The sequence below is a fragment of the Kluyvera genomosp. 3 genome (genome assembly GCF_011765685.1).
GTDB lineage: Bacteria > Pseudomonadota > Gammaproteobacteria > Enterobacterales > Enterobacteriaceae > Kluyvera > Kluyvera georgiana_A.
This window is the reverse complement of the sequence record NZ_CP050321.1, coordinates 1537077-1560481: the sequence shown is the minus strand read 5'-3', so window position 1 is coordinate 1560481 and position 23405 is coordinate 1537077. Positions and strand designations below refer to the sequence as shown.

At 58.0% G+C, this 23405-nt stretch carries 19 protein-coding genes; 3 read left to right on the top strand and 16 right to left on the bottom strand.

Translation table 11 applies throughout. The features are described 5' to 3' along the window. Window positions 1-119 precede the first annotated feature (119 nt). The 4 genes from GY169_RS07305 to GY169_RS07290 form a co-directional block, all read right to left on the bottom strand. A complete protein-coding gene (locus tag GY169_RS07305; RefSeq protein ID WP_163449070.1) occupies window positions 120-848 on the bottom strand; it encodes a MerR family transcriptional regulator in 729 nt (242 codons plus the stop codon). 193 nt (window positions 849-1041) lie between these two features. Beyond that, window positions 1042-2829, bottom strand: a complete 1788-nt coding sequence (locus tag GY169_RS07300) for an aryl-sulfate sulfotransferase (protein WP_167575356.1) — start codon at window positions 2827-2829, stop codon at window positions 1042-1044. Between the two features lie 23 nt (window positions 2830-2852). Next, window positions 2853-3596: an ABC transporter ATP-binding protein gene (locus GY169_RS07295; RefSeq protein ID WP_167575355.1), complete on the bottom strand. Its 744-nt coding sequence runs from the start codon at window positions 3594-3596 to the stop codon at window positions 2853-2855. Then, window positions 3593-5161 carry an ABC transporter permease gene (locus GY169_RS07290; protein ID WP_167575354.1) on the bottom strand — a complete coding sequence of 523 codons (1569 nt, stop codon included), beginning with the start codon at window positions 5159-5161 and terminating at the stop codon, window positions 3593-3595. The genes GY169_RS07295 and GY169_RS07290 overlap by 4 nt, the downstream gene beginning before the upstream one ends. A gap of 223 nt (window positions 5162-5384) precedes the next feature. Here GY169_RS07290 and GY169_RS07285 point away from each other — a divergent pair, with 223 nt between their 5' ends. Continuing rightward, window positions 5385-6452 (top strand): ABC transporter substrate-binding protein, encoded by a 1068-nt coding sequence (locus GY169_RS07285; protein ID WP_167575353.1) that lies wholly within the window; start codon window positions 5385-5387, stop codon window positions 6450-6452. On the opposite strand, the gene GY169_RS07280 is transcribed toward GY169_RS07285, so the two are convergent. From GY169_RS07280 to GY169_RS07270, 3 genes are all read right to left on the bottom strand, one after another. Continuing rightward, window positions 6449-7387 carry a LysR family transcriptional regulator gene (locus tag GY169_RS07280; RefSeq protein WP_167575352.1) on the bottom strand — a complete coding sequence of 313 codons (939 nt, stop codon included), beginning with the start codon at window positions 7385-7387 and terminating at the stop codon, window positions 6449-6451. The genes GY169_RS07285 and GY169_RS07280 overlap by 4 nt on opposite strands. A gap of 68 nt (window positions 7388-7455) precedes the next feature. After that, window positions 7456-9240 (bottom strand): sensor domain-containing diguanylate cyclase, encoded by a 1785-nt coding sequence (locus GY169_RS07275; RefSeq protein ID WP_167575351.1) that lies wholly within the window; start codon window positions 9238-9240, stop codon window positions 7456-7458. A gap of 117 nt (window positions 9241-9357) precedes the next feature. After that, window positions 9358-10467 carry an AI-2E family transporter gene (locus GY169_RS07270; protein WP_064543904.1) on the bottom strand — a complete coding sequence of 370 codons (1110 nt, stop codon included), beginning with the start codon at window positions 10465-10467 and terminating at the stop codon, window positions 9358-9360. Between the two features lie 310 nt (window positions 10468-10777). Here GY169_RS07270 and GY169_RS07265 point away from each other — a divergent pair, with 310 nt between their 5' ends. Together GY169_RS07265 and GY169_RS07260 are read left to right on the top strand one after the other, a co-directional pair. Continuing rightward, a complete protein-coding gene (locus GY169_RS07265) occupies window positions 10778-11749 on the top strand; it encodes a DUF1852 domain-containing protein (RefSeq protein WP_167575350.1) in 972 nt (323 codons plus the stop codon). A gap of 27 nt (window positions 11750-11776) precedes the next feature. Further along, a complete protein-coding gene (locus GY169_RS07260) occupies window positions 11777-12808 on the top strand; it encodes a methionine synthase (RefSeq protein ID WP_065355787.1) in 1032 nt (343 codons plus the stop codon). Window positions 12809-12855: 47 nt separating this feature from the next. On the opposite strand, the gene GY169_RS07255 is transcribed toward GY169_RS07260, so the two are convergent. The 9 genes from GY169_RS07255 to nuoG form a co-directional block, all read right to left on the bottom strand. Further along, complete coding sequence (locus GY169_RS07255; protein ID WP_163449079.1) at window positions 12856-13251, bottom strand: VOC family protein; 396 nt, start codon at window positions 13249-13251, stop codon at window positions 12856-12858. A 98-nt stretch (window positions 13252-13349) separates the two neighbouring features. Next, window positions 13350-14807, bottom strand: coding sequence for an NADH-quinone oxidoreductase subunit NuoN (gene nuoN / locus GY169_RS07250; protein WP_163449080.1), 1458 nt, complete (start codon window positions 14805-14807; stop codon window positions 13350-13352). Window positions 14808-14813: 6 nt separating this feature from the next. Next, window positions 14814-16343 (bottom strand): NADH-quinone oxidoreductase subunit M, encoded by a 1530-nt coding sequence (nuoM, locus tag GY169_RS07245; protein ID WP_167575349.1) that lies wholly within the window; start codon window positions 16341-16343, stop codon window positions 14814-14816. 101 nt (window positions 16344-16444) lie between these two features. Beyond that, window positions 16445-18286: an NADH-quinone oxidoreductase subunit L gene (gene nuoL / locus GY169_RS07240; RefSeq protein ID WP_167575348.1), complete on the bottom strand. Its 1842-nt coding sequence runs from the start codon at window positions 18284-18286 to the stop codon at window positions 16445-16447. Further along, window positions 18283-18585 carry an NADH-quinone oxidoreductase subunit NuoK gene (gene nuoK, locus GY169_RS07235; protein WP_035892477.1) on the bottom strand — a complete coding sequence of 101 codons (303 nt, stop codon included), beginning with the start codon at window positions 18583-18585 and terminating at the stop codon, window positions 18283-18285. Before nuoK ends, nuoL begins: the two co-directional genes overlap by 4 nt. Beyond that, window positions 18582-19136: an NADH-quinone oxidoreductase subunit J gene (nuoJ, locus tag GY169_RS07230; protein WP_163449082.1), complete on the bottom strand. Its 555-nt coding sequence runs from the start codon at window positions 19134-19136 to the stop codon at window positions 18582-18584. The genes nuoK and nuoJ overlap by 4 nt, the downstream gene beginning before the upstream one ends. Before the next feature lie 11 nt (window positions 19137-19147). Continuing rightward, entirely contained in the window at window positions 19148-19690 is a 543-nt protein-coding gene (gene nuoI, locus GY169_RS07225; RefSeq protein WP_000172742.1) for an NADH-quinone oxidoreductase subunit NuoI, read from the bottom strand. Between the two features lie 14 nt (window positions 19691-19704). Beyond that, on the bottom strand, window positions 19705-20682 hold the full coding sequence (gene nuoH, locus GY169_RS07220) for an NADH-quinone oxidoreductase subunit NuoH (protein WP_064543888.1): 978 nt from the start codon (window positions 20680-20682) through the stop codon (window positions 19705-19707). Beyond that, window positions 20679-23405, bottom strand: coding sequence for an NADH-quinone oxidoreductase subunit NuoG (gene nuoG, locus GY169_RS07215; RefSeq protein WP_167575347.1), 2727 nt, complete (start codon window positions 23403-23405; stop codon window positions 20679-20681). The genes nuoH and nuoG overlap by 4 nt, the downstream gene beginning before the upstream one ends.

Here is a 23405-nt window from a genome sequence, read left to right as displayed (position 1 = left end):
AATCCTTTTAAATTCAATTTGATAAAAAGTATTCTGTGATGGGTTTAAAATGACAAAAATCAGCCCTGCCACCTGAACAGCGGCAAGGAAAAAACGTCGGGATGGCTGAGAGGGAGGTGTTACAGCGGGATCACATCAAGAGAATCGACCTGCTGCTGCCAGAGGTCTATCTGTTTTTTTCGCGCGACGGTGAGTTTGCCGGAAGTGACCAGCAGCCATTTGCGCTGCGGGAAAATCTCCGGGGCCAGCGCGGCGGGCGCCGCGGGAAGTACATCAATGCGATGCCCCTGCCCGGTACGTTTCAGCGCTTCAAGCCAGATTTCGCAAGGGTCGCTAAGGTGCCAGCCGGTAATCAGGTAATTATCACCCGGCGCGCGTTTATCCCCTTCCAGACAAAACGAGGTGTAGGAGATGATGATGCCGTCGAGAATTTCCCGCAGCGTCATCATTGCCGCGACGTTGGCCGAGACTTTACTGCGCAGCGGGCGCAGCACTTCCGTCACCAGTTCAGGACGGGGATATTCGCGACCGGCGTCGTAAATCAGCTGGCGCAGGGACTCAATTTTGCCTTCTTTCAGGCGTTGCAGCATGCTCTCCTGCAAGGTGAGCCAGTTATTGGTTTGCCGTGCCCCCGGGCGGGACAGCAACGGTTTCACCTGGCTGACCGGCACGCCCTTTTTCACCCAGTCGAGAATTTTGAGCGCCTGCTGGATATCATCATCGCTGTACTGACGGTGCCCGCCATCGGTGCGCTCTGGCTTGAGCAGGCCGTAGCGACGCTGCCAGGCGCGAAGCGTCGTGGCATTAATGCCGCAAAGCCGGGAAAATTCACCAATGGAGTAGGACATAAAGCGCACCTGATAACCAACAATACACTCAATATACTACGAATCACGGCGGGTTGAAGGAAGTGCGAAATTTAGGGTAAGGCTTTCAGGATGTGCGCGCCTGTTGTTGATGGCTATCAGAACGTCATTTACGTCGCCCTGCTGAGATAACAACCACTTAGCGGAAAAACGGGCTTCCCTGCCCTTATTCAACTCACGCCGCGTTCTCATCCAGCCATGCCAACAGCCCTTCCAGAGAGAGCTGCGCAGGCCCACGCGCCGTGGGCTGGCCCTGTTTCAGCACCAGTAACGTCGGCAAACCGCGTACGCCGAGGGCCGCGGCGAGTTCCTGATGCTGGTCCGCATCAAGATAGCGGCTGTCGAGCGCGGCAACCCGCTGGCTGAGTTTTTCATGCGCCAGCAGCTGCCAGAGTTTGCGGCAATGTACGCAGCGCTCCGCGCCCACGAACAGCAGAATCGGTCGTTCACTCTCCAGCTCGCTTGCCGTCGCGATGGGTCTGAAGGCGCTTTCCGCGACGCGGAACAGCTTCGGACTGCGGCGCAGCGTGTCATTATCCGTCGCCACGCACAGCGCGTCGGCGCTTTTGCTGTAGGGCTGCACGCCCGCCACCCGCACCACGCTCTGCGCGGGGCCTGCCGCTGCCGCGCCGGGCTGGCGCAAGGTGCGAACATCGACGGCGGCAATCGGCGTCTCCTGCGGCTGCGCCAGCTGTGGGATCCAGCCATACGGTATACGGTAAGCGCGGTAAACCATATTGTTATTCAGCGTCTTACCCCAGAACGGCGAAATGTATTCCCAGACGATTTCATGGTCACGGGTGACCTCGAAAATACGCCCGTTTGAGCCTTCGTTAATCAAGGTGTTGCCGTTTTCCAGACGCTGCATATTGCTGATATACGGGCTGTAGAAACGGTAAGAATCGGTCGGCTGCGGCAGGTCCGCCTCATACGGCGAGTAGCGCCACTCGATATCAAGGGTAATCGGGTTAATCTCGAGGATCCGCGAATGATCGCGCCAGGCGTTTTTCACGCCGTCCGCCGACGCGGGGTTCGGTGCGCCATATCCGGCCCAGCCGCCGTTATCGAAAATCAGGATATTGCCCGCTCCCGGTAGCCCCTGCGGAATCATATGCGCGTGGTGCTGGCCGATAATCCAGCCGATATGCTTCAGCTCCGGCTTGCTGTAATCAGGCCCAAGCTGCCAGACAATCTTGCCGCTCTGTTTATCGATAATGGCGATAATATTCGATTCGCGGGCATCCCAGATAATATTGTCCGGATGGAAGCGTTGATCGCCTGCGTCGTACCATTTGTTCGGCCCCAGCGCCGACATGGAGTTGATATGCATCCAGTCGCCCATGCCGCCGCCGCTGGCGCGCATGTTCGGATTGTTATACAGCGCCGTACGCGCCGCGTCGTCAAACCCCAGCTCCTCAAAATGGTCGCTGCAGCGCCATTCCCATACCACGTTGCCCTGCCAGTCGACCTCAATAATGGTGTCGTCCAGCAGCAGCTTGTCGGAAATGGCCTCATTCACCAGATTGGTATGGGCCAGAATCAGCGTGTTGCCCCCTTCCACCTGCGGCTCCAGCCCCGGCGCATAGTAGCCTACCGGGTTACCCGCTCGCTGATAATCATGGTGCGCGCGCGCCATCCAGCGGGTTTCATTGCCCGGATCGCTCACCTGCTCGTAGCGGTCGAATTTCCAGGTAACGTTACCTTCCCAGTCCACCTGAATCAGGTCGAGCATATCCTGCATGCCGTAGCGCGGGTCGCGCTCGCCGCTGTGACCGAGAATCGCGCCGCCGGGCAGGATTTTATTGGGAAACCCGTGCAATTCAGGCCATTCACGCACCACCTGGCCGTTCATATCCACCAGCACCGCACCGTGTTCGGTGGCCTGGAAAAGGGTGTAACCGCTCCACGCCCGCTGCGGATCGTAGAGGGTGGCGCCGGTTGGGTAGACGGAAGGATGTCCCATATAGTTGCTCCTTAAAGAAAGAATCAGGCTGAAGTAATCAATTGGCGAATATGCCGGCAGGCGGCGGTAAACGACGCGTCGTCGCGCAAACGCGGGTGCGGCAGCGCGAGGCTCACCACTTCGCGAATCCGTCCCGGGCGCGGTGAAAGCACCACCACCCGGTCAGCAAGCGCCACCGCCTCTTCCACATCGTGCGTCACCAGCAGCGTGGTGGTGCCGGTGCTTTGGTGAATCTGTAACAGTTCCTGCTGGAGTGTGTGGCGCGTCAGGGCATCCAGCGCGCCGAACGGTTCATCCAGCATCAGGATCTGCGGACGAGCGACCAGACCGCGGGCAATCGCTACACGCTGCGCCATACCGCCGGAAAGCTGTGCGGGCAGTGCGCTGGCGAACTCAGTCAACTGCACGCGCGCCAGCATCGCCTGCGCCCGCTGGCGCTTCTCGGCCCGGCTAAGTTTTTCATCCGCGAGGCCAAGCATCACGTTGTCGATCACGCTTAGCCACGGGAACAGGCGGGGTTCCTGAAAGACGATGCCGCGCTCTTTACCCACGCCGGTCACCCGCTCGCCGTTGATCCGAATCTCGCCCTGGGTGGTCGGCTCCAGACCCACCAGCATTCGCAGCAGCGTCGATTTCCCGCAGCCGCTGCTGCCCACCAGCGCCACCAGCTCGCCGGCGGCAATATCCAGGCTAAAGTTCTGTAGCGCCGTCACCTGTTGCCAGGATTTACGCACATGCTGAAAAGAGACCAGCGTCGAAGAGGTCATAGTTGCTCCTGTTGGCGCCAGCGGGTGGCGCGAATTTCCAGTAAACGCCCGGCTTTATCCAGCGCCGCACCGGTAACACCGACCAGCACCATGCCGCACAGAATGGTCGGCATATCCAGCAACTGCTGGGCGTTGATCATCAGACTGCCGATACCCACGCCGGAGGACATGAAATACTCCGCGCCGATATTGCCAAGCCAGGCATAAATCAGCGCCAATCGTAGACCGGCGAAGATACCCGGCGCGGCGCCGGGGAGAATCAGGGAACGCAAACGCGCGAAGCCCTTTAAACGCAGGACGTCAGCGACCTCGTCCAGCTGCGGGCTGCGCTGGGTGACAGCCTGTAAGGTGCTGAAGAACATCGGGAAGAAGGAGGCCAGGGCGATAAAGACAATTTTGCCGCCGTTATCGTTACCCACCCATGCGGTCAGCAGCGGCAGCCAGGCAAACAGCGCAATATGGCGTAGAACGTTGAGCGTTGGCGTGAAGATCTGTCCCACGCGCGGTCGTAGCGCTAACAGCAGCCCGCAAAGCAGGCCGCTCGCGATACCCAGCGCGCCGCCGATCAGCGCGCGCCCAAGGCTTGCCAGCATCGCCGCGGTTAGCTCACCGTTCACCATCCCCAACACAAAGCGATCGGCCACCGCCAGCGGCGAGGAGAACAACGCGCCGTCGATCCAGCCCCACTGGCTCGCCAGTTGCCACAACACCAGCAGCAGCGCCGGCAGCTGCAACGCGCGCCAGCTGGCCTGCGGTTTCCAGGCCAGGCGACCTGTCGCGGGCTGCGGCCAGAACACCAGCCGCGAGTAGGCGCGATTCGCCGCCCACTCCATCAGCATGCCGCTAATCCCCACCACGGCGATGGTGACGAAGACGATATCCAGTTGAAACAGCTGGCGTCCCCAGACCATCAGGTAGCCAATGCCTTCCGAAGAAGCCAGCAGTTCGACAACAATCAGCGACACCCAGGCCTGTGAAAGCGCCAGCCGCAGGCCGGTAAACCAACCCGGCAGGCTCGCCGGGATCACCAGCCAGCGCAGGCGCTGCCAGCGGGAAAAATTCATCACCCTGCCCGCTTCACTCAGCGTCAGCGGCACGCTGGTCACCGCCTGCTGGGTATTCAGCGTCATCGGCACGACGGTGGTTTTCACAATCACCGCCAGCTTCAGACCGTTATCAATGCCGAACAGCACCATAAACAGCGGGATCCAGCCCAGCGTGGGAATCTGCGCCAGCGCGTAAAACAGCGGCTCCACCCGCTGCGCCGCCGTAGGGACTAAACCAAACAGCGCGCCAAGCAGCGTTCCGGCCAGGGTGCCTAACAGCAGCCCCAGCGCCAGATGCTGGAGGCTGAACCCCCACTGCGCCAGCAGGTCGCCGCCGAATAACGACAGTGCGGTATCGGCAACCACCGACGGTGGCGGCAGGATCTGCTCCGGCATCCAGCCTTCGCGAGCGGCGATGAACCACAGGACAAACAGCAGCGCGGGCAACAGCCACGGCCAGCCGTTCAACCGGAATATGGGCCTTCCGGGAAGGCGGGTTCTGATGAGTATCTGCGACATAGCGGTCCACTTTTCGTGAAGTTATGCCGCTATAAAAACGTGACTTTTCTCACGCCGCCATTGCGTTACGTGAATAATCCCGATGCAACAAATGCATTTCAGCCTGCCGGGTACGCGGCCTTTGCTTTAGCTTTTTTTTGCCTTTGCTTTGCCAATAAAAGTATTTAACAGCGGGGCGGGCGGCTCTTTAGGGTGAGAAAAAAACTCAGGGGAGCAAGACGTTATGATGAAAGCACTTTTTCGCCGCACCATACTGGCACTGACGGCGACGGTCGGTCTGATGACCAGCCTTCACGCCGAAGAGCTGCGTACCATCCGTATTGGCGTACCGGACCAAAGCGCGGGCAGTCAGCCGTTTATCGAGGGGCCGGTGGGGATGGCGTATATTCGCCACCAGCTTGAAGACGTGTTTAAGCCGCAAGGCGTCGAGGTGCAATGGCAGTTCTTTAAAGGCGCGGGCCCGGCGGTGAATGAAGCGCTGGCCAACCGACAGCTTGATTTCGTCTACCTTGGCGACCTGGCCGCCATTATTGGCAAGGCCAACGGTCTGCCGACGCGCCTGCTGTTAGGCAGCCGCGGTTCAGAATCGTACCTGGCCGCCACCAAAGCCTCGGGCATCAAAACGCTGGCCGACCTGAAGGGTAAGCGCGTGGCGGTCTATCGTGGCACGGCTGACCAGTTGGCCTTTGACCGCGCGTTACAAAGCGCCGGTTTGACCGAGCGTCAGCTGCAGGTGATCAATCTCGACTGGAACGCGGGCAAAGCGGCGCTGGCCGCCGGACGCGTCGATGCGGTGTGGGGCGGCGTCTCGCTGCTGGCGCTGCGCGGCGATAAGATAGACGTGGTGGTGAAAAGCGGTGATTCCGGCCGTCAGAACACCACCCAGGCGGGCTTCCTGGGTACCCAGAGCTTTATCGAAGCCTGGCCGCAGGCCACCCAGCAGATTATCGACGTGCTGGTAAAAAATGCGGCGGAAATCAGCAACGAGGCCAATCGTGAAGCCTGGTCAGCGGAAATGGCCAGACAGAGCCAGATTCCGCAAGCGCTATTCCTCGAAGAGCTCCAGCCGCAGGAGCTGAACTTTAGCACCTCGCCGCGCATCGATCCGTTCCTGACTGAGAGCTTTAGCAGCAGCGTCGAACAGGCCAAAAATGGCCGATTGATCCGCAGCGCATTTGACGCGAAGCAATGGGTAGACGGCCAGTTTGTCGAACAGGCGTTGAAAAGCCAGAAGCTGGAGAAACACTGGCCGCAGTACAATCCTCAGGGCCAGCCGCTCAACGCCGGTTAAACGCTCACTCCCTGCGTCAACGGCTGAAGCTGACGGTCGGCATGCAGGATAATCTCCATCAGCTTTTCTGCAAGCGGCGGCTGGGCCGCATGAACCGGGGAGATAATCGCAAACCGGGTCTGCATCAGCCGCCACTCGTCCGGCAGGTCGCTCAACTCCAGCTTAACCAACTGATGACTGTGCTGACACAGCGCAAAACCATCTTCGCTGGCGAAGCTTATCGCCTCGGTATGTGCCAGCGTCGACCACAGCGCATAGATATGGTCGCACTGGATCGCCGGGGTAAAGTCTTGCCGCTGGCTCAGCGTCGCCAACACTTTACGCACACCCGGCGGTAAATAGGGGGCGGCAAACGGATAGCGCAATATCTGTTGAATAGAAACAGGCCCCTGCTTTGCCAACGGATGGCTGGCATGGCAGACGAAAAAACAGCGCTGTGGGCTGAGCGGCTGCACCCGCAGCTGTGGATCCAGCTCGGCCTGCCAGCTGTCGGCCACCACAAACGGGTATTGCTGCGAGGTCAGTGCATGGTGCAGGGCATACCAGTTGTCGATATGAAAACGCACCCTCGCCTGCGGCAGACGCCGATGAAATTCACCGACCGCCGCTGGAATTAACCGCGCGCCGGGCGCCGGGCCGCAACCGAACGCCACTTCGCCGTTTTGAGCATCGTCCGCTTCACGCAGATGGCTGCTTAACTCGACGTTCAGCTCCTGAAAGCGACGCGCGTAGGGCAGCAAGGTTTGCCCATGCAGCGTCAGGGTCGGGAGCTTGCTCTGACGGTCAAAAAGCGGGTGGCCGACGCTCTGCTCCAGCGCCTGAATGCTGCGACTAAACGCCGATTGCGACAGGCAGACCGCCTCCGCCGCGCGATTAAAACTGCCATATTCAACCAGCGCGACAAAGTTGCGCAGTTGGCGAAAATCGAGATGCATAGGCCCGCTTCACTTTCTGTTTACATTTAATCACAGTACTGGAAAGCGGCGGTCCAGCGCAATGCCGGTCATCCGGCCTCCAGCATGCCAAAGCTGACAATTCGCGCCCGCCCCAGCTCTTTCGCGCGATAGAGCGCCACGTCGGCAGCGCGCAGCAGGTTGTCACTTTGGACATGTTCCGGGTAGCTGGCGACGCCGATCGAGACGTCCACGTGGCCAATATCCGTCCCGGCAAAACGCAGCGCCATCTCGCGCACGCCGTTATAAATATCGGTGGCAACGCGGCTGGCGGCCTCTTCATCCATGCCGTTAAGCAGCACCAGGAACTCTTCACCGCCGTAGCGGAAAGCCGTGCCATGATCGCGCACCACGCGCTGAATAATCGCGGCGACGCTTTTAATCACCCCATCCCCCGCCTCGTGGCCAAACCGGTCGTTAATGTGTTTAAAGTGATCGATATCGATCATCAGGCAACTGAGCGGTTCTTTGCTGCGCATGGCCAGGTTCAACTGAGTGCCCAGCATATCTTCGAGGTGGTAGCGATTACGCAGCCCGGTCAGCGGGTCGTACAGCGCTTTTTCCAGCAGCGCGTCGCGCAGCCGCTGGTTGGCCAGGGCCAGACCCAGCGCTTCCGCCATCAGCTCCAGATAGGCGCGTGTCGAGGCGGTTTGCTCATTGAGATTCTGGAATGAGAGCAGCCCAATCGCCTCGCCCTGGGCAATCAGCGGTACGCACAGGGAATGGCTGTGGCACGTCTCCGGCAGATGGTAGCAGCCGATATCCGGCTCGCCGTGCATCGGCGGATGGCTTTGGCCGCGACGTACCGCCCAACATTCATCCGGGTGAAAAGGACTCGCTTTCCCCTCCGGCGATAGCCACTCGGCAACACAGCGCATCTGCCAGGGATCGCGGTCGAGAACAAACAGCCGTCCGGCCACGCCGGGCGCAATGTTCGGCGCGAACAGCTCCGCGACGTTAATGACGTCGTCAAAATTCTCACAGCCTTGCAGGCGCTGAGTCATCCGCGCTAGCAGTTCGCGTATCGCCCAGTTGGCATCGCGCTCTTTTTCCAGCTGCTGCCGCGCCAGGCCGTTTTCGCGGAAAATACGCACCGCCTGCGCCATATCGCCAATTTCATCAATTTGCTTGAAGTCGGGCGTTTCCACGGCATAATCCTGCGATGCCAGCCGGTGCACCACGTCGCTCAAACGCACGACCGGGCGCAGTACGCGGTGTTGTAAAATAAAGCCCAGCACGAATAAAAACAGCAGCGCCGTCAGCCCCACCATCACTTCCGACAGCGTGCGCAGCGTGCGGGACGCCCGCGTCGCATCGTCAATGGCATCGCGCGCGCGGTTATCCAGAAGCTGGCGGAAGTGATCGATTTTCTCCTGCGCGCGGTCCAACTCCTGCTCATAAATTTTGCCGTAAAGCAGCGCCATCGCCTGTGCGGTTTCACCGCGCGCCATATTGGCCAGCGCCGCTTGCTGCTCGTCCTGTAGCGCATCGACAATCTGCACGCCCTCGTGCAACAGCGCCAGCTCCTCGCCCGTCGCCCCGGCGTCGTTCAGTTTTGATAATCGGTGTTCAATCGATTTCAGCGCGGTTTCTTTCTGCCGGTATTCCTTCAGCACATCCGGGTCTTTGCCGACGACGTACAAGCGCGCCAGATCGGATAGCGCCCAGGCGTCGTTGTCGATCTCCTCAGTGAGCTGGTCGAACACCTGTCGCTGCGCCACCGCCTGACGTTCGGTATTGTCCGCGCTGGAGGCCATCAACATGACGATACCGGAGGCGATAGTCAGACAGACCGTCGCGCCGTAGGCCCAGTTTGTTATGGTCGCTATTCTCACCGATGGCTTCCTTCTGCGACGAATATTCAATAAGCATCATGGAAATTATAGGAAATGCCCATTTCCGCGTGACAATAAAAAAAGCGGCCGTAGCCGCCTTTTGTTATCGTCATGGCATTACGCATCTGGAGGATTTTTTCCTTCCGCCATAAACTCTTCGTCCAACCCTTCAACGTTCCCCGCGTGGTCACGCCCGGAGAACAGGTTCCAGCAGGCGAGGAACAGCGCCGCAATCAGCGGACCGATGACAAAGCCGTTGATGCCGTAAATTTCCATACCGCCAATGGTGGTAATCAGGATCAGGTAGTCAGGCATTTTGGTGTCTTTCCCCACCAGCAGCGGGCGCAGAATGTTGTCCACCAGCCCGACAATCACGATAAAGAAACCGACGATAAAGAGCCCTTGCCACAACTGGTCGGTGGCGAAGAGAAATATCGCCGCCGGTACCCAGATAATCGCCGAACCCACGGCGGGTACCAGCGACAGAAACGCCATCAGCGCCCCCCACAGCACGCTCCCGTCGATACCGACAATGGCAAACGCAATGCCGCCCAGCGTCCCCTGAACCACCGCCACCACCGCCGTGCCTTTGACCGTCGCCCGGGTGACGCCGACAAATTTGGCAAACAGATGCTGTTTCACAAAATCGGTCAGCGGCAGCGAGTCCAGAATCTGATTCACCAGATACGGGCCATCTTTTAGCAGGAAGAACAGCAGATACAGCATGATGCCGAAGCTAATGGCGAAACCGAAAGTGCCCTTACCTATCAGGAACGCGCTGCCGGCCAGGTACTGCCCCCCCGCCAGCGCGACATCAGAGAGTTTTTTCTGAATTTGCGCGACGTTATCCAGGTCGTGCTCTATCAGAAAACCGCGTGCCCAGTGCGGCAGATGCGAAAAAATGCTGGCAATGACCTGCGGAAAACGCGTGTTGTTCTCCTGCAGCTTGGTGTAAATCACATTCAGCTCAAGCGCCAGCGATGACAGGATCGCCATCAGCGGAATAAACACAATCAGGCAAATAATGACAATCGTGATGAGCGATGCCAGCTCGTTGCGCTCGCCCAACGCGCTACGCAGCTTATTTTTCACCGGGTTGAACACCACGGTGAGAATAGCCGCCCACAGAATGGCGGAAAAATAGGGAGAAAGAACGTCGAAAAATGCCCAGGTGACGAGGGCGAGAATGAAAATAAAGAAACCTTTGGTCAGTCCGTTAAAGCGCATTGCTGAGTCCTGTTGCGGGAAATCTGTCACGACTATAGGTGCGTTTGGCGGGATTTACCAGGTCAGGGCGTTATGCGCCTCGTCGAGTGGCGCCGGGTGATGTTGAGAAAAACCGCCGTAGCGCTAGCGCATCATGAAGATGTCTCATGTTGCAATGAAATTAAGTCGCTTTCACTCCTCCAGAGGCTCTGGCATAAAATACACATTATTAACTTATTGGCAACATGAAGCCGCCGGATGCGTGAAGCAAAACACGCTGAATCATCAACAGGCTCGGTTTTCATTTCCCGACTCAGGAGGCAAGACTGCCATGAATAACGATTTTACTTTTACTATTAAGCACAGCCTTTTCGACGAAAATTATAATCCTTCTGAGAATACCCGTATCACGACTAATTTTGCCAATCTTGCACGCGGTGAAAACCGTCAGCAGAACTTACGTAATACGCTCAAGATGATTGATAATCGCTTCAATAACTTAGCGTACTGGGATAATCCGCAAGGCGATCGTTATTCCGTTGAGCTGGATATTATTTCCGTTGAAATGAATATTGCGGGCACCGCCTTTCCGGCCATTGAAATTCTGAAAACCAATATTATTGATAAAAAAACCAACGAACGAATTGAAGGGATTGTTGGCAATAACTTCTCATCTTACGTTCGCGATTATGACTTTAGCGTCCTGCTATTGGAGCATAATAAGCATGGTACTGAATTTACGATCCCGGAAAACTTTGGCGATTTGCATGGCAACATCTTTAAGCATTTCGTTAATTCAGCAGAATACAAAGCACAGTTTAAAAAACCGCCGGTCATCTGTCTTAGCGTATCCAATAAGAACGCCTATCAGCAGACGGGCAATCAGCATCCGGTTCTGGGGATTGAATACCAGCAGCACGGCACCTCGTTAACCGAACATTATTTCAGCAAGATGGGCCTGAAGGTGCGCTATTTCATGCCGAAAAACAGCGTCGCGCCGCTGGCCTTCTTCTTTACCGGCGATTTGCTGAGCGACTACAGCGACCTGGAACTGATCGGCACCATCAGCACGATGGAGACCTTCCAGAAAATTTATCGTCCGGAAATTTATAACGCTAACTCCGCGGCAGGTTTGCACTATCAGCCGAATCTGAGTCAGCAGGATCATTCATTAACCAAAATTGTTTACGACCGGGAAGAACGCAGCCGGCTCGCCATTGAGCAAGGCAAATTCACCGAAGAACACTTTATCAAACCGTACAAACATATTCTTGAGCAATGGTCAGCCGACTACGCGCTTTAATGAATTCACATTAAAAGGTTATCTATTATGAAAACATTGCTCCCGACATCAACGGCTGGCAGCTTACCAAAACCGTCCTGGCTCGCGCAGCCGGAAACGCTGTGGTCGCCATGGAAATTACAGAATGAAGAGTTAATTCTGGGCAAACAGGATGCGCTGCGTTTGTCACTGGACGATCAGCTACGGGCCGGAATTGATATTGTCAGCGACGGTGAGCAAACCCGTCAGCATTTTGTCACCACCTTTATTGAACACCTCAGCGGCGTCGATTTTGAAAAACGCGAAGTGGTGAAAATTCGTAATCGCTACGATGCCAGCGTGCCAACCGTGGTCGGTGCCGTCGAGCGTAAAAAACCGGTATTTGTCGATGACGCGCGTTATTTACGTCAGCTCACCAAACAGCCGATAAAATGGGCGCTGCCGGGGCCGATGACCATGATCGATACCCTGTACGATGCCCACTATAAAAGCCGCGAAAAGCTGGCCTGGGAATTTGCCAAAATTCTCAACCAGGAAGCGCGCGAGCTGGAAGCGGCGGGCGTGGACATTATCCAGTTTGACGAGCCGGCCTTTAACGTCTTCTTCGATGAAGTTAACGACTGGGGCATCGCCACGCTGGAGCGCGCGATTGAGGGGCTGAAATGCGAAACCGCCGTGCATATCTGTTATGGGTACGGTATTAAAGCCAATACCGACTGGAAAAAGACGCTGGGCAACGAGTGGCGTCAATATGAAGAAGCGTTTCCGAAGCTGCAGGCGTCGAATATCGATATCATCTCGCTGGAGTGCCATAACTCCCGCGTGCCGATGGACCTGCTGGAACTGATTCGCGGTAAAAAGGTGATGGTCGGGGCCATTGACGTCGCCAACCATACCGTCGAGACGGCGGAAGAGGTTGCCGATACCCTGCGCAAAGCCCTGCAGTTTGTGGATGCCGACAAACTGTATCCGTCAACCAACTGCGGCATGGCACCGCTGCCGCGCCACGTGGCCCAGGGCAAGCTCAACGCGCTGAGCGCGGGGGCGGAAATCATTCGTCGCGAGCTGGCGGCGAAGTAACCTCACAACACACAGGCGATCGCCAGGATCGCCTGTCATCACGCGGGCTACGCGTTCTGATAAAGATCCCAGCGGTTGCCATACAGATCTTCAAACACCACCACCGTACCGTACTCCTCCTCGCGCGGCGCTTCGCAGAAATGCACGCCTTTCGCCTTCATGGCATGGTAATCGCGCCAGAAATCATCGGTCTGTAGGAACAGAAAGACTCTTCCGCCGCATTGGTTACCGATAAAACCTTCCTGCCGTTCGTTGGACGCGCGCGCCAGCAGAAGATTGCAGTCGCTTTCCGGGTTGGGTGATACCACCACCCAGCGTTTACCCGGCTGTGGCGTATCTTCAATAAGCGTGAACCCCAGTTTGTCCGTGTAGTACTCAATCGCGCGGTCGTAGTCGTCGACCACAATGGCCACGTGTCCCAGACATCTTTTTTGCGTTCTCATTAGCGGCTCCATTCAGATTTATATGCGACTACCCTACACGCTTTCACGCATAAAAAAACCGCCGATAAATCGGCGGTTATTGACATCATCACGCTGGATTACATCAGCGGCATCGCCAGCTGAACGATGTTAATCAGCGGCTGCGGGTAGATACCCAGCACCAGCACCAGCAGCGCGGAGATCAGCACCACGATACCGCCCGCGCTGTACTGCCAGTTAGACGGCGCATCGCGGCCCGGCTGCTGAGGCGCGCTGAGGTACAGGCTCACGGCAACGCGCAGGTAGTAGTAGAGGCCAATCGCGGAGCCAACCACCACCGCGCCAACCAGCCACCACAGGTGCGCCTGGACGCCGACAGCCAGCACGTAGAACTTACCGATAAAGCCGAGGGTCATCGGGATACCGGCCAGCGACAGCATCATCACCGTCATCACCGCCGCCAGAATCGGACGGTTCCAGAACAGACCACGGTAGGAGTACAGGGAATCTGCATCCGGGCCACGGTACGGGCTGGACATCAGGCTGACGACGCCGAACGCGCCGAGGCTGCTGAACAGGTAACCGGCCAGGTAAACGCCAACGGTCTCCATCGACATCTCACCGCTATGCAGCGCAATCAGCGCCACCAGCAGATAGCCGAGGTGGGAGATAGAGGAGTAACCGAGCAGACGTTTGATGTTGGTCTGGCTCAGCGCCATCAGGTTACCGAAGATGATAGAGGCGAAGGCGATAATGCCCAGCACCACGCGTACCGCTTCGCTGTCGCCTACCGGCGCGTACAGGAACAGACGCATCACCACCCCGAAGATGGCAATCTTGCTGGCGGTCGCCAGGAAGGTGGAGACCGGCGCAGGCGCGCCCTGGTAAACGTCTGGCGTCCACAGGTGGAACGGCACCAGCGAAAGCTTGAAGCCCAGACCAACAATCATCATCCCAAGGCCTGCCAGCAGCAGCGGTTCGTGCAGCATGTTGTCGCTGAGGCTCTTACCGAGCGCCAGGAACGACAGGTCGCCAGACTGCGCGTACAGCAGCGCGATACCGAACAGCAGGAACGACGATGCGGCAGCGGACAGAATGGTGTATTTGATGCTCGCTTCCAGCGAACGTTTCTGGCGGAAGGCGTAGCCAATCAGACCGAACAGCGGCAGAGAGATAAGCTCAATCCCGAGGAACAGCGCCGCCAGATGGTTGGCGTTAGCCAGCAGAATGCCGCCCAGCGCGGCAATCAGCACCAGCAGGTAGAACTCTTCCCGGTTATCGGTGTAGCCCTCAAGCCACGGATAGGCGAAAGTGCAGGTCGCCAGGCTCGCCAGCAGCACCAGCCCGGTGTAGAGCATCGCGTAACCGTCAACGCGCATCAGCGGGGTGACGTCCATCGCGCCCGCCTGGCCAACAAACCAGAGCGACACCAGCGCAGCGTTAAGCCCAATGACCGACAGCGTGGCATTGAGGAAGTGATTGCGTCGCCACGCAATGGAGAGCATCACAACCACCACCGTCAAGCCGACGATCAGCAGCGGTAACAGCGCGATCAGTTGTTGTGGAGTTATTGTCATGGCGAATTACGGCCTTGTAGTTGAAACAGAATTAACAAACCACTGCTGGATGTTGCCCATCGCAGAATGTGACGTGTCGAGAATCGGCTGCGGGTAGAAGCCCAGCAGAACCAGAAGCACGACCAGCAACAGCACGATGAACAGCTCGCGCAGCGACATCCCTGGCAGCTCTTTGGCCGCGATTTCGCTCTTCGCTTTGCCGAAGTACGCCCGGTGCAGCATCGCCAGTGAATACACTGAAGCGAAGACCAGACCAAAGGTGGAAATCACCGTAATCACCGGCACGATATGGTAGCTGCCGAACAGGATCATAAATTCGCCGACGAAGTTACCGGTACCCGGCATCCCCAACGTCGCGACGGCAAAGAACATTGACAGCGCCGGCAGCCACTTAATTTTGCTCCACAGACCGCCCATCTGACGCATGTCGCGGGTATGCAGGCGCTCGTACAGCTGGCCACACAGAATGAACAGACCGGCCGCGGACAGACCGTGCGCAATCATCTGAATCACCGCGCCCTGGTACGCCAGCTGGCTGCCGGTATAGATGGCAATCAGCACGAAGCCCATGTGGGAAACGGAGGTGTAAGCAATCAGACGTTTGATATCGTACTGGGTAAACGCCATCCACGCGCCGTAGAAGATACCAATGACACCCAGCCACATGGCGATAGGCGCGAACTCGGCGGAAGCATTCGGGAACAGCGGCAGCGCAAAGCGCAGCAGACCGTAGGCCGCGGTTTTCAGCAAGATACCGGCGAGGTCAACGGAACCGGCGGTAGGTGCCTGAGAGTGCGCGTCCGGCAGCCAGCCGTGCAGCGGAACCACCGGCATTTTCACCGCGAAAGCGATGAAGAAGCCAAGCATCAGCAGATATTCCACGCTGTGGGACATCGGGGTCTTCAGCAGATCCTGATAGTTGAAAGTCCATACGCCGGTCGCATCGTGATGCACGAACACCAGCGCCAGGATGGCAATCAGCATCACCAGACCGCTTGCCTGGGTATAGATGAAGAACTTGGTGGCCGCCGTGATACGCGTTTTACCGTCGGAGGCTTTATGGCCCCAGAGCGCGATCAGGAAGTACATCGGCACCAGCATCATCTCCCAGAAGAAGAAGAACAGGAACATGTCGATGGCGAGGAACACGCCGATAACGCCGCCCAGGATCCACATCAGGTTGAGGTGGAAGAAGCCCTGGTATTTCTGGATTTCATTCCAGGAACAGAGCACCGCCAGCACACCCAGCAGACCGGTCAGCACCACCATCAGCAGCGACAGGCCGTCGATAGCAAGGTGGATAGTGATCCCAAAACGCGGGATCCACGGCAGGATGAACTCAGACTGCCACTGCGGCAGACCGGCAGATTGCGTGAGTGAGTAGCCGCCCTGCAGCCACAGCTGCAGGCCAAGCGCCAGCGTCAGTCCCATGGTAATCAGCGCTATCCAGCGCGGCATCTTCACGCCAAAGCGTTCGGTCTGCCAGCAGAGGAAACCGCCAATAAAGGGAATCAGTATTAGCCAGGGTAATAACATGGCAATTCATTTCCTTATTCAACTATCCGGTGGCGACATCGCTCGCCGGAACAGGAAAACAGCACGACATTTTCATGGGGAGGAAAACCCTCCCCAACGAATTAACGCAATACCATCAACAGCGCCAGCACCACCACGGCACCAATGCTCATTGACGCAACATACCAGCGCAGATAACCGTTCGCGCTCAGCACCAGGCCTTTGCCTGCAAAGCGGGAAAGGATCGCCGGAATGTTCATCAGCGCGTTGAGCGGGTCGCTCTTCAGCAGCCAGGCGATGCCCAGGAATGGCTTAACGAACACTTTGTCGTACAGCCAGTCAAAGCCCCAGGCGTTGTACCACCAGGTACCCAGCAGACGGCCCGGCGCGCTGTTGGCGATAGAGGTCACCAGCGTACGTTGACCCAGCCACAGCCATGCGGCAATCAGGATACCGGCAATCGCCACGATGCCTGAGGTGATTTCCAGCGTCAGCACGCGGCCATGTTCCAGTTCGGTCGTCGCCGGCAGTACGCCGTGCAGCGGCGGTACAATCAGCGCGCCCACGAAGGTCGACAGCACCATCAGCACAATCAGCGGCAGGTGATGGGTAATCCCCTTCCCTGCGTGCGCATGAATCTGCTCTTTACCGTGGAAGACGATGAAGATCATACGGAAGGTGTACAGCGAGGTCATGAACGCACCGACCAGACCCGCCACCATCAGATTGATATGACCGTTAGCCATCGCCCCGGCAAGGATTTCGTCTTTACTGAAGAAGCCCGCGGTAATCAGCGGCAGCGCAGAGAGCGCGGCGCCACCGATCAGGAAGCAGGCATACACCAGCGGAATCGACTTACGCAGGCCGCCCATCTTGAAGATGTTCTGTTCGTGATGACAGGCCAGAATCACCGAGCCGGACGCCAGGAACAGCAGCGCTTTGAAGAACGCGTGGGTCATCAGGTGGAAAATCGCCGCATCCCACGCCTGCACGCCCAGCGCCAGGAACATGTAGCCAATCTGGCTCATGGTGGAGTACGCGAGTACACGTTTGATGTCGGTCTGCACCAGCGCGGCAAAGCCTGCCAGCACCAGCGTAATCGCCCCAACGATCCCCACCAGATGCAGCACTTCCGGCGTCATCAGGAACAGGCCGTGGGTACGGGCAATCAGGTAGACACCTGCGGTAACCATCGTCGCGGCGTGGATCAGCGCGGAGACCGGCGTCGGGCCGGCCATCGCGTCCGCAAGCCAGGTCTGCAACGGCAGCTGCGCGGATTTACCCACGGCACCACCCAGCAGCATCAGCGTTGCCCACATCAGCATGTTATTGCCTGCGGCAAAGTGCGCCGGCGCCAGTTCCACCATTTCGCGGAAGTTCAGCGTGCCCAGCTCGTTGTAGAGGATGAACAGCGCGAACGCGAGGAACACGTCACCCACACGGGTTACCACGAAGGCTTTCATTGCCGCCGCGCCGTTCTTCGGATCGGTATAGTAGAAACCGATCAGCAGATAGGAGCACAGGCCCACGCCTTCCCAGCCCAGATACATCAGCAGCAGGTTATCGGCCAGTACCAGAACCACCATGCTGGCGATAAACAGGTTGGTGTAGGCGAAGAAGCGGGAGTAACCCTCTTCACCGCGCATGTACCAGGAGGCGAACATGTGGATCAGGAAGCCGACCCCGGTTACTACCGAGAGCATGGTCAGCGACAGGCCGTCCAGCACCAGGTTGAAACCGATATTGAAATCACCGACGGACATCCACGTCCACAGCGGCTGGCTGAACGCCTGTTTGCCGTTAGCGAAGAAGTCGATGCCGACGTACGCCGTGACCAGCGCAGACAGACCAATCGAGCCAATCCCCACGGTGGCGGACAGGTTTTCTGACCAGCGCCCGCGGGAGAAAGCCAGCAGGACAAAGCCAATTAACGGGAAAATAATGGTTAAGGCAAGCATGTTCATCCGCGCAACTCACTTACTGAATCGATGTTCAGGTTCTGGCGGCGACGATGGAGCTGCAGCAGCAGCGCCAGGCCAATACTTGCTTCCGCAGCCGCGAGGGTAATGGCGAGGATATACATCACCTGACCGTCGGTCTGGCCCCAGTAGCTGCCGGCGACCACAAAGGCCAGCGCGGCGGCGTTAATCATGATTTCCAGCCCAATCAGCATAAACAGCAGGTTACGGCGGATAACCAGGCCGGTTAAACCCAGCACGAATAAAATCGCGGCGAGGATCAGCCCATGTTGTAAAGGAATCATGCGTGTTCCTCCGTTTTCCTTTTCGCGCTATCGCCGGAACGGTTGCTCAGCACTTCGCCCGGACGGTCTTCACGGCCAATGTGGAAGGCCACCACCAGCCCGGCCAGCAGTAGCATCGACGCCAGTTCTACCGCCAGAACGTACGGCCCGAACAGTGCGATACCGACTTCTTTAGCGCTGATGGCGTTTCCGTCGATGCCCTGATCATTCAGGCCGATGATGGCGTAAACCATCACCGCCAGCAGCACGGCGGACAAAATCGCCGGGCCAATCCAGATTTGCGGCTTCAACCACTCACGTTCCTGAGCGATTTCAGCGCCGCCCAGGTTCAGCATCATCACCACGAAGACGAACAGCACCATGATGGCGCCCGCGTAAACGATGATCTCCAGCGCACCGGCGAAATACGCGCCCAGCGAGAAGAACACCCCGGCAATTGCCAGCAGCGAGATAATCAGATACAGCAGCGCATGTACCGGGTTAGTGTGCGTAATCACTCGCAGCGTCGCGAGGACAGCAATCAGGCCACAGATATAAAAAGCGAATTCCATTGCCCCTCTCCTTACGGTAACAGGCTCTTGACGTCGATAGGCTTAGCTTCGTTCTCTGCTTCGCCCTTATCTTTGCCGTCGATTGCCATACCCGCCATCCGGTAGAAGTTATATTCCGGGTATTTACCCGGACCGGAAATCAGCAGATCCTCTTTTTCGTACACCAGATCCTGACGTTTGTATTCGCCCAGTTCGAAGTCCGGGGTCAACTGAATCGCCGTGGTCGGGCACGCTTCTTCACACAGGCCACAGAAAATGCAGCGCGAGAAGTTAATGCGGAAAAACTCCGGATACCAGCGGCCATCTTTGGTCTCTGCTTTCTGCAGAGAGATACAGCCCACCGGGCAGGCTACCGCGCACAGGTTACAGGCCACGCAGCGCTCTTCGCCGTCCGGGTCGCGCGTCAGCACGATACGGCCACGATAGCGCGGCGGCAGGTAAACCGGCTCTTCCGGGTACATTTGCGTTTCGCGTTTGGCGAACGCATGCAGGCCAATCATCCAGATACTGCGTACCTGGGTGCCGAAGCCTACGAGTAATTCTTTTAAGGTCATGGTCTATTCGCCCCTTATTGCGCCTGCCACAGAATGACAGCCGCCGTTACCAGCAAGTTGATCAGCGTCAGCGGCAGGCACACTTTCCAGCCGAAGGACATTACCTGGTCATAACGCGGACGCGGTAATGAGGCGCGAATCAAAATGAACATCATCATGAAGAACGCGGTTTTCAGCGCGAACCAGATGAACGGCGGTAAGAACGGGCCTTGCCAGCCACCGAAGAACAGCGTCACGATCATCGCCGATACGGTAACGATACCGATGTATTCCCCCACGAAGAACAGACCGAATTTCATGCCGGAATATTCAATGTGGTAACCATCAGCCAGTTCCTGCTCGGCTTCCGGTTGGTCAAACGGGTGACGGTGACACACCGCTACGCCCGCAATCGCAAAGGTAATGAAGCCGAAGAACTGCGGAATCACGTTCCACAGGTGAGCCTGGTTATTAACGATGTCGGTCATATTGAATGAACCGGCTTGCGCCACCACGCCCATCAGGGACAGACCGAGGAACACCTCGTAGCTCAGGGTCTGCGCAGACGCACGCATCGCCCCCAGCAGGGAGTATTTGTTGTTACTCGACCAGCCGGCGAACAGCACCGCGTACACCGCGAGGCCTGCCAGCATCAGGAAGAACAGGACGCCAATATTGAGGTCGGCGACCACCCAGCTTGGGCTGACCGGCACAATGGCGAAGGCCAGCAGCAGCGAGGTAAAGGCGATCATCGGTGCCAGCGTAAAGATGACGCGGTCCGAGAATTTCGGTACCCAGTCTTCTTTAAAGAACATCTTGATCATGTCCGCAACCAGCTGGAGCGAACCGCCCCAGCCCACGCGGTTCGGCCCGTAGCGGTTCTGGAACAGACCCAGCAGGCGACGTTCGCCGAAGCTCATGAACGCCCCGCAGGTGACCACCACCAGCAGGATGACCACGGCTTTAACAATGCTGAGGAGGATCTCAATCAGATCCGGCGTTAACCAACTCATGCTTTTGCCTCCTGCAGATTATCAAGGCGCGCACCCGCCAGCACCGGCGCAATGCCCGGCAAGCCCATCGGTAAGCCCACCTGCCCTGCCGCCAGCCCTTCAGAGATGAGCAGCGGGAGAACGATGGTCTGGCCGTCGTAGCTAAAGGCGATATTCGCGCCCGCGTTAACGCCAAGCTTCGCGGCATCTGCCGGGTTCAGCTTGATGTACGGCTGCGGCATACGGCTCTGGAACACCGGAGAGCGCTGGGACATTTCGTCGCTACCGAACAGATGGTAGTACGGCGCAATACGCCAGTTGCCTTCCTGCGCCTGGAAGCTTGCCGGAACGGTGGTAAAGAATTCCAGACCGCTTTCCGATGCTTCAATTAAACGCACGCCCGGATCGCCGTGGCGCAGTTTGCCGCCCACTTCGGCCTGGAACTTGTTCCATGCCTGCGGGGAGTTCCAGCCCGGTGCCCAGGCGAACGGGATTTGCGAACGCGGCGCTGACGGCTGGTTGTTCCCTTCCATCGAGAAGGCAAACATGGTGTCTTTATCCTGCGGCTGACGCGGCTCGTGCACGCTGATGTTGGCGCGCATCGCCGTACGACCGCTGTAGCGGTGCGGTTCACGCGACAGTTTCTGACCGCGGATACGGAAGCTGGCGTCCGGCGCGGCATTTTTAATGCCCGCCAGCTGCGGCAGCTTCTCGATGGCCGCATCAATAACGTGATCGAGCTGCGTCCAGTCCACTTCACGGCTCTGCACGGTGCTGTGCAGCGAGTGTAGCCAGCGCCAGCTTTCGAGCATCACGGTGTTGCTGTCGTAGTACGCCGGGTCATACACCTGGAAGAAGCGCTGTGCGCGGCCTTCGTTGTTGATAACCGTTCCGTCACTTTCGGCGAAGCTTGCCGCAGAGAGGACCAGATGCGCTTTATCCATAATCGCGGTGCGCTGATGGTCAATCACCATCACCAGCGGCGCTTTGGCGAGCGCGGCGTCAACGCGTGCCGCAGAAGCGTGGCGATGCAGGTCGTTTTCCAGCACCACGACCGCGTCTGCCGCGCCGGTTTCCAGCTCGCTTAACGCCGCTTCCAGAGAACCGCCGCCAATCATGCCCAGACCAATGCTGTTCACCGCACGCGCGATCATGGTTACGCCAACGTCGGCGCCACGGCCCTTCAGCGCTTTCGCCACGTTGGCAGCCGCCTGAATAATCTCCGCGCTACCGGCGTTGGTGCCGGAAACGATCAGCGGTTTCTTCGCCCCGGCCAGCGCCTGGACGATCACGTCGATCTTGTTTTGCAGGTCGCGATCCAGGCCTTCAACGGCCGGCGCGCTATTGTCCAGCGCATGCGCGATAGCAAAACCAAGGCGTGCCTGATCTTCCACCGGCGCGCGGTAGGTCCACGCCGCGATGTCGTCAAGACGGGTATCGTCGACGTTGGTGACAAACAGCGGATGCTTCGCGCGCTGGCCGATGTTGAGGATCGCCGCAATCTGCCAGTCAGCCACTTTCTGCGCCGCCGCCATTTCACGCGCTTTGCCTTTCACCGCCTGACGTACCGCCAGAGCCGCGCGAGCGCCGGTTTGCGTCAGGTCTTCACCCAACACCAGCACCGCATCATAGGATTCAATTTCGCGCAGCGCTGGGGTATGAATACCGCCTTCACGCAGCACTTTCAGCACCAGTTGCAGACGTTCCTGCTCGCCCTCGGCGATACCGGTATAGAAGTTTTCCGCCCCAACCAGCTCGCGCAGCGCGAAGTTGCTTTCGATGCTGGCGCGCGGGGAACCGATACCGATCACTTTCTTAGACTGGCGCAGAATATCTGCCGCGCCCTGCATCGCCTGTTCGGCGTTCAGCGCGATCAGGTCATCGCCACGGCGCTGAACCGGCTGACGCGGACGGTCTTTCAGGTTCACATAGCCATAGCCGAAACGACCACGGTCGCAGAGGAAGTAGTGGTTTACGGTACCGTTGTAACGGTTTTCGATACGACGCAGTTCGCCGTAACGTTCACCCGGGCTGGTGTTACAGCCCAGCGAACATTGCTGGCAGATGCTTGGCGCAAACTGCATATCCCACTTACGGTTGTAGCGCTCGGAATGCGTTTTGTCGGTAAACACGCCGGTCGGGCAAATTTCGACCAAGTTACCGGAGAATTCGCTTTCCAGGGTACCGTCTTCCGGACGACCGAAGTAGACGTTGTCGTGCGCGCCGTACACACCCAGGTCGGTGCCGTCAGCGTAATCTTTGTAGTAACGCACGCAGCGATAGCAGGCGATGCAGCGGTTCATTTCGTGAGAGATGAACGGCCCCAGGTCCTGATTACGGTGGGTACGTTTAGTAAAGCGATAGCGACGGAAGCTATGGCCGGTCATCACGGTCATATCCTGAAGGTGGCAGTTGCCGCCTTCTTCACAGACCGGGCAGTCGTGCGGGTGGTTGGTCATGAGCCACTCCACCACGCTCTCGCGGAACTGCTTCGCTTCTGCGTCGTCGATAGAAATAAAGGTGCCGTCGGATGCCGGAGTCATACAGGACATCACCAGGCGACCACGCGTGTCTTCCGCGTTCTGATATTGCTTCACCGCACACTGGCGGCAAGCACCGACGCTCCCAAGCGCCGGGTGCCAGCAAAAGTACGGAATATCAAGGCCCATAGAGAGACATGCCTGTAGCAGGTTGTCCGCTCCATTAACCTCGTATTCTTTGCCGTCTACATGAATCGTAGCCAT

Excerpts from the sequence above, each read along its gene's own strand:
- GY169_RS07305 (WP_163449070.1), bottom strand. The coding sequence starts at position 848 with ATGTCCTACTCCATTGGTGAATTTTCCCGGCTTTGCGGCATTAATGCC.
- GY169_RS07300 (WP_167575356.1), bottom strand. The coding sequence starts at position 2,829 with ATGGGACATCCTTCCGTCTACCCAACCGGCGCCACCCTCTACGATCCG.
- GY169_RS07295 (WP_167575355.1), bottom strand. The coding sequence starts at position 3,596 with ATGACCTCTTCGACGCTGGTCTCTTTTCAGCATGTGCGTAAATCCTGG.
- GY169_RS07290 (WP_167575354.1), bottom strand. The coding sequence starts at position 5,161 with ATGTCGCAGATACTCATCAGAACCCGCCTTCCCGGAAGGCCCATATTC.
- GY169_RS07285 (WP_167575353.1), top strand. The coding sequence starts at position 5,385 with ATGATGAAAGCACTTTTTCGCCGCACCATACTGGCACTGACGGCGACG.
- GY169_RS07280 (WP_167575352.1), bottom strand. The coding sequence starts at position 7,387 with ATGCATCTCGATTTTCGCCAACTGCGCAACTTTGTCGCGCTGGTTGAA.
- GY169_RS07270 (WP_064543904.1), bottom strand. The coding sequence starts at position 10,467 with ATGCGCTTTAACGGACTGACCAAAGGTTTCTTTATTTTCATTCTCGCC.
- GY169_RS07265 (WP_167575350.1), top strand. The coding sequence starts at position 10,778 with ATGAATAACGATTTTACTTTTACTATTAAGCACAGCCTTTTCGACGAA.
- GY169_RS07260 (WP_065355787.1), top strand. The coding sequence starts at position 11,777 with ATGAAAACATTGCTCCCGACATCAACGGCTGGCAGCTTACCAAAACCG.
- GY169_RS07255 (WP_163449079.1), bottom strand. The coding sequence starts at position 13,251 with ATGAGAACGCAAAAAAGATGTCTGGGACACGTGGCCATTGTGGTCGAC.
- nuoN (WP_163449080.1), bottom strand. The coding sequence starts at position 14,807 with ATGACAATAACTCCACAACAACTGATCGCGCTGTTACCGCTGCTGATC.
- nuoM (WP_167575349.1), bottom strand. The coding sequence starts at position 16,343 with ATGTTATTACCCTGGCTAATACTGATTCCCTTTATTGGCGGTTTCCTC.
- nuoL (WP_167575348.1), bottom strand. The coding sequence starts at position 18,286 with ATGAACATGCTTGCCTTAACCATTATTTTCCCGTTAATTGGCTTTGTC.
- nuoK (WP_035892477.1), bottom strand. The coding sequence starts at position 18,585 with ATGATTCCTTTACAACATGGGCTGATCCTCGCCGCGATTTTATTCGTG.
- nuoJ (WP_163449082.1), bottom strand. The coding sequence starts at position 19,136 with ATGGAATTCGCTTTTTATATCTGTGGCCTGATTGCTGTCCTCGCGACG.
- nuoI (WP_000172742.1), bottom strand. The coding sequence starts at position 19,690 with ATGACCTTAAAAGAATTACTCGTAGGCTTCGGCACCCAGGTACGCAGT.
- nuoH (WP_064543888.1), bottom strand. The coding sequence starts at position 20,682 with ATGAGTTGGTTAACGCCGGATCTGATTGAGATCCTCCTCAGCATTGTT.
- nuoG (WP_167575347.1), bottom strand. The coding sequence starts at position 23,405 with ATGGCTACGATTCATGTAGACGGCAAAGAATACGAGGTTAATGGAGCG.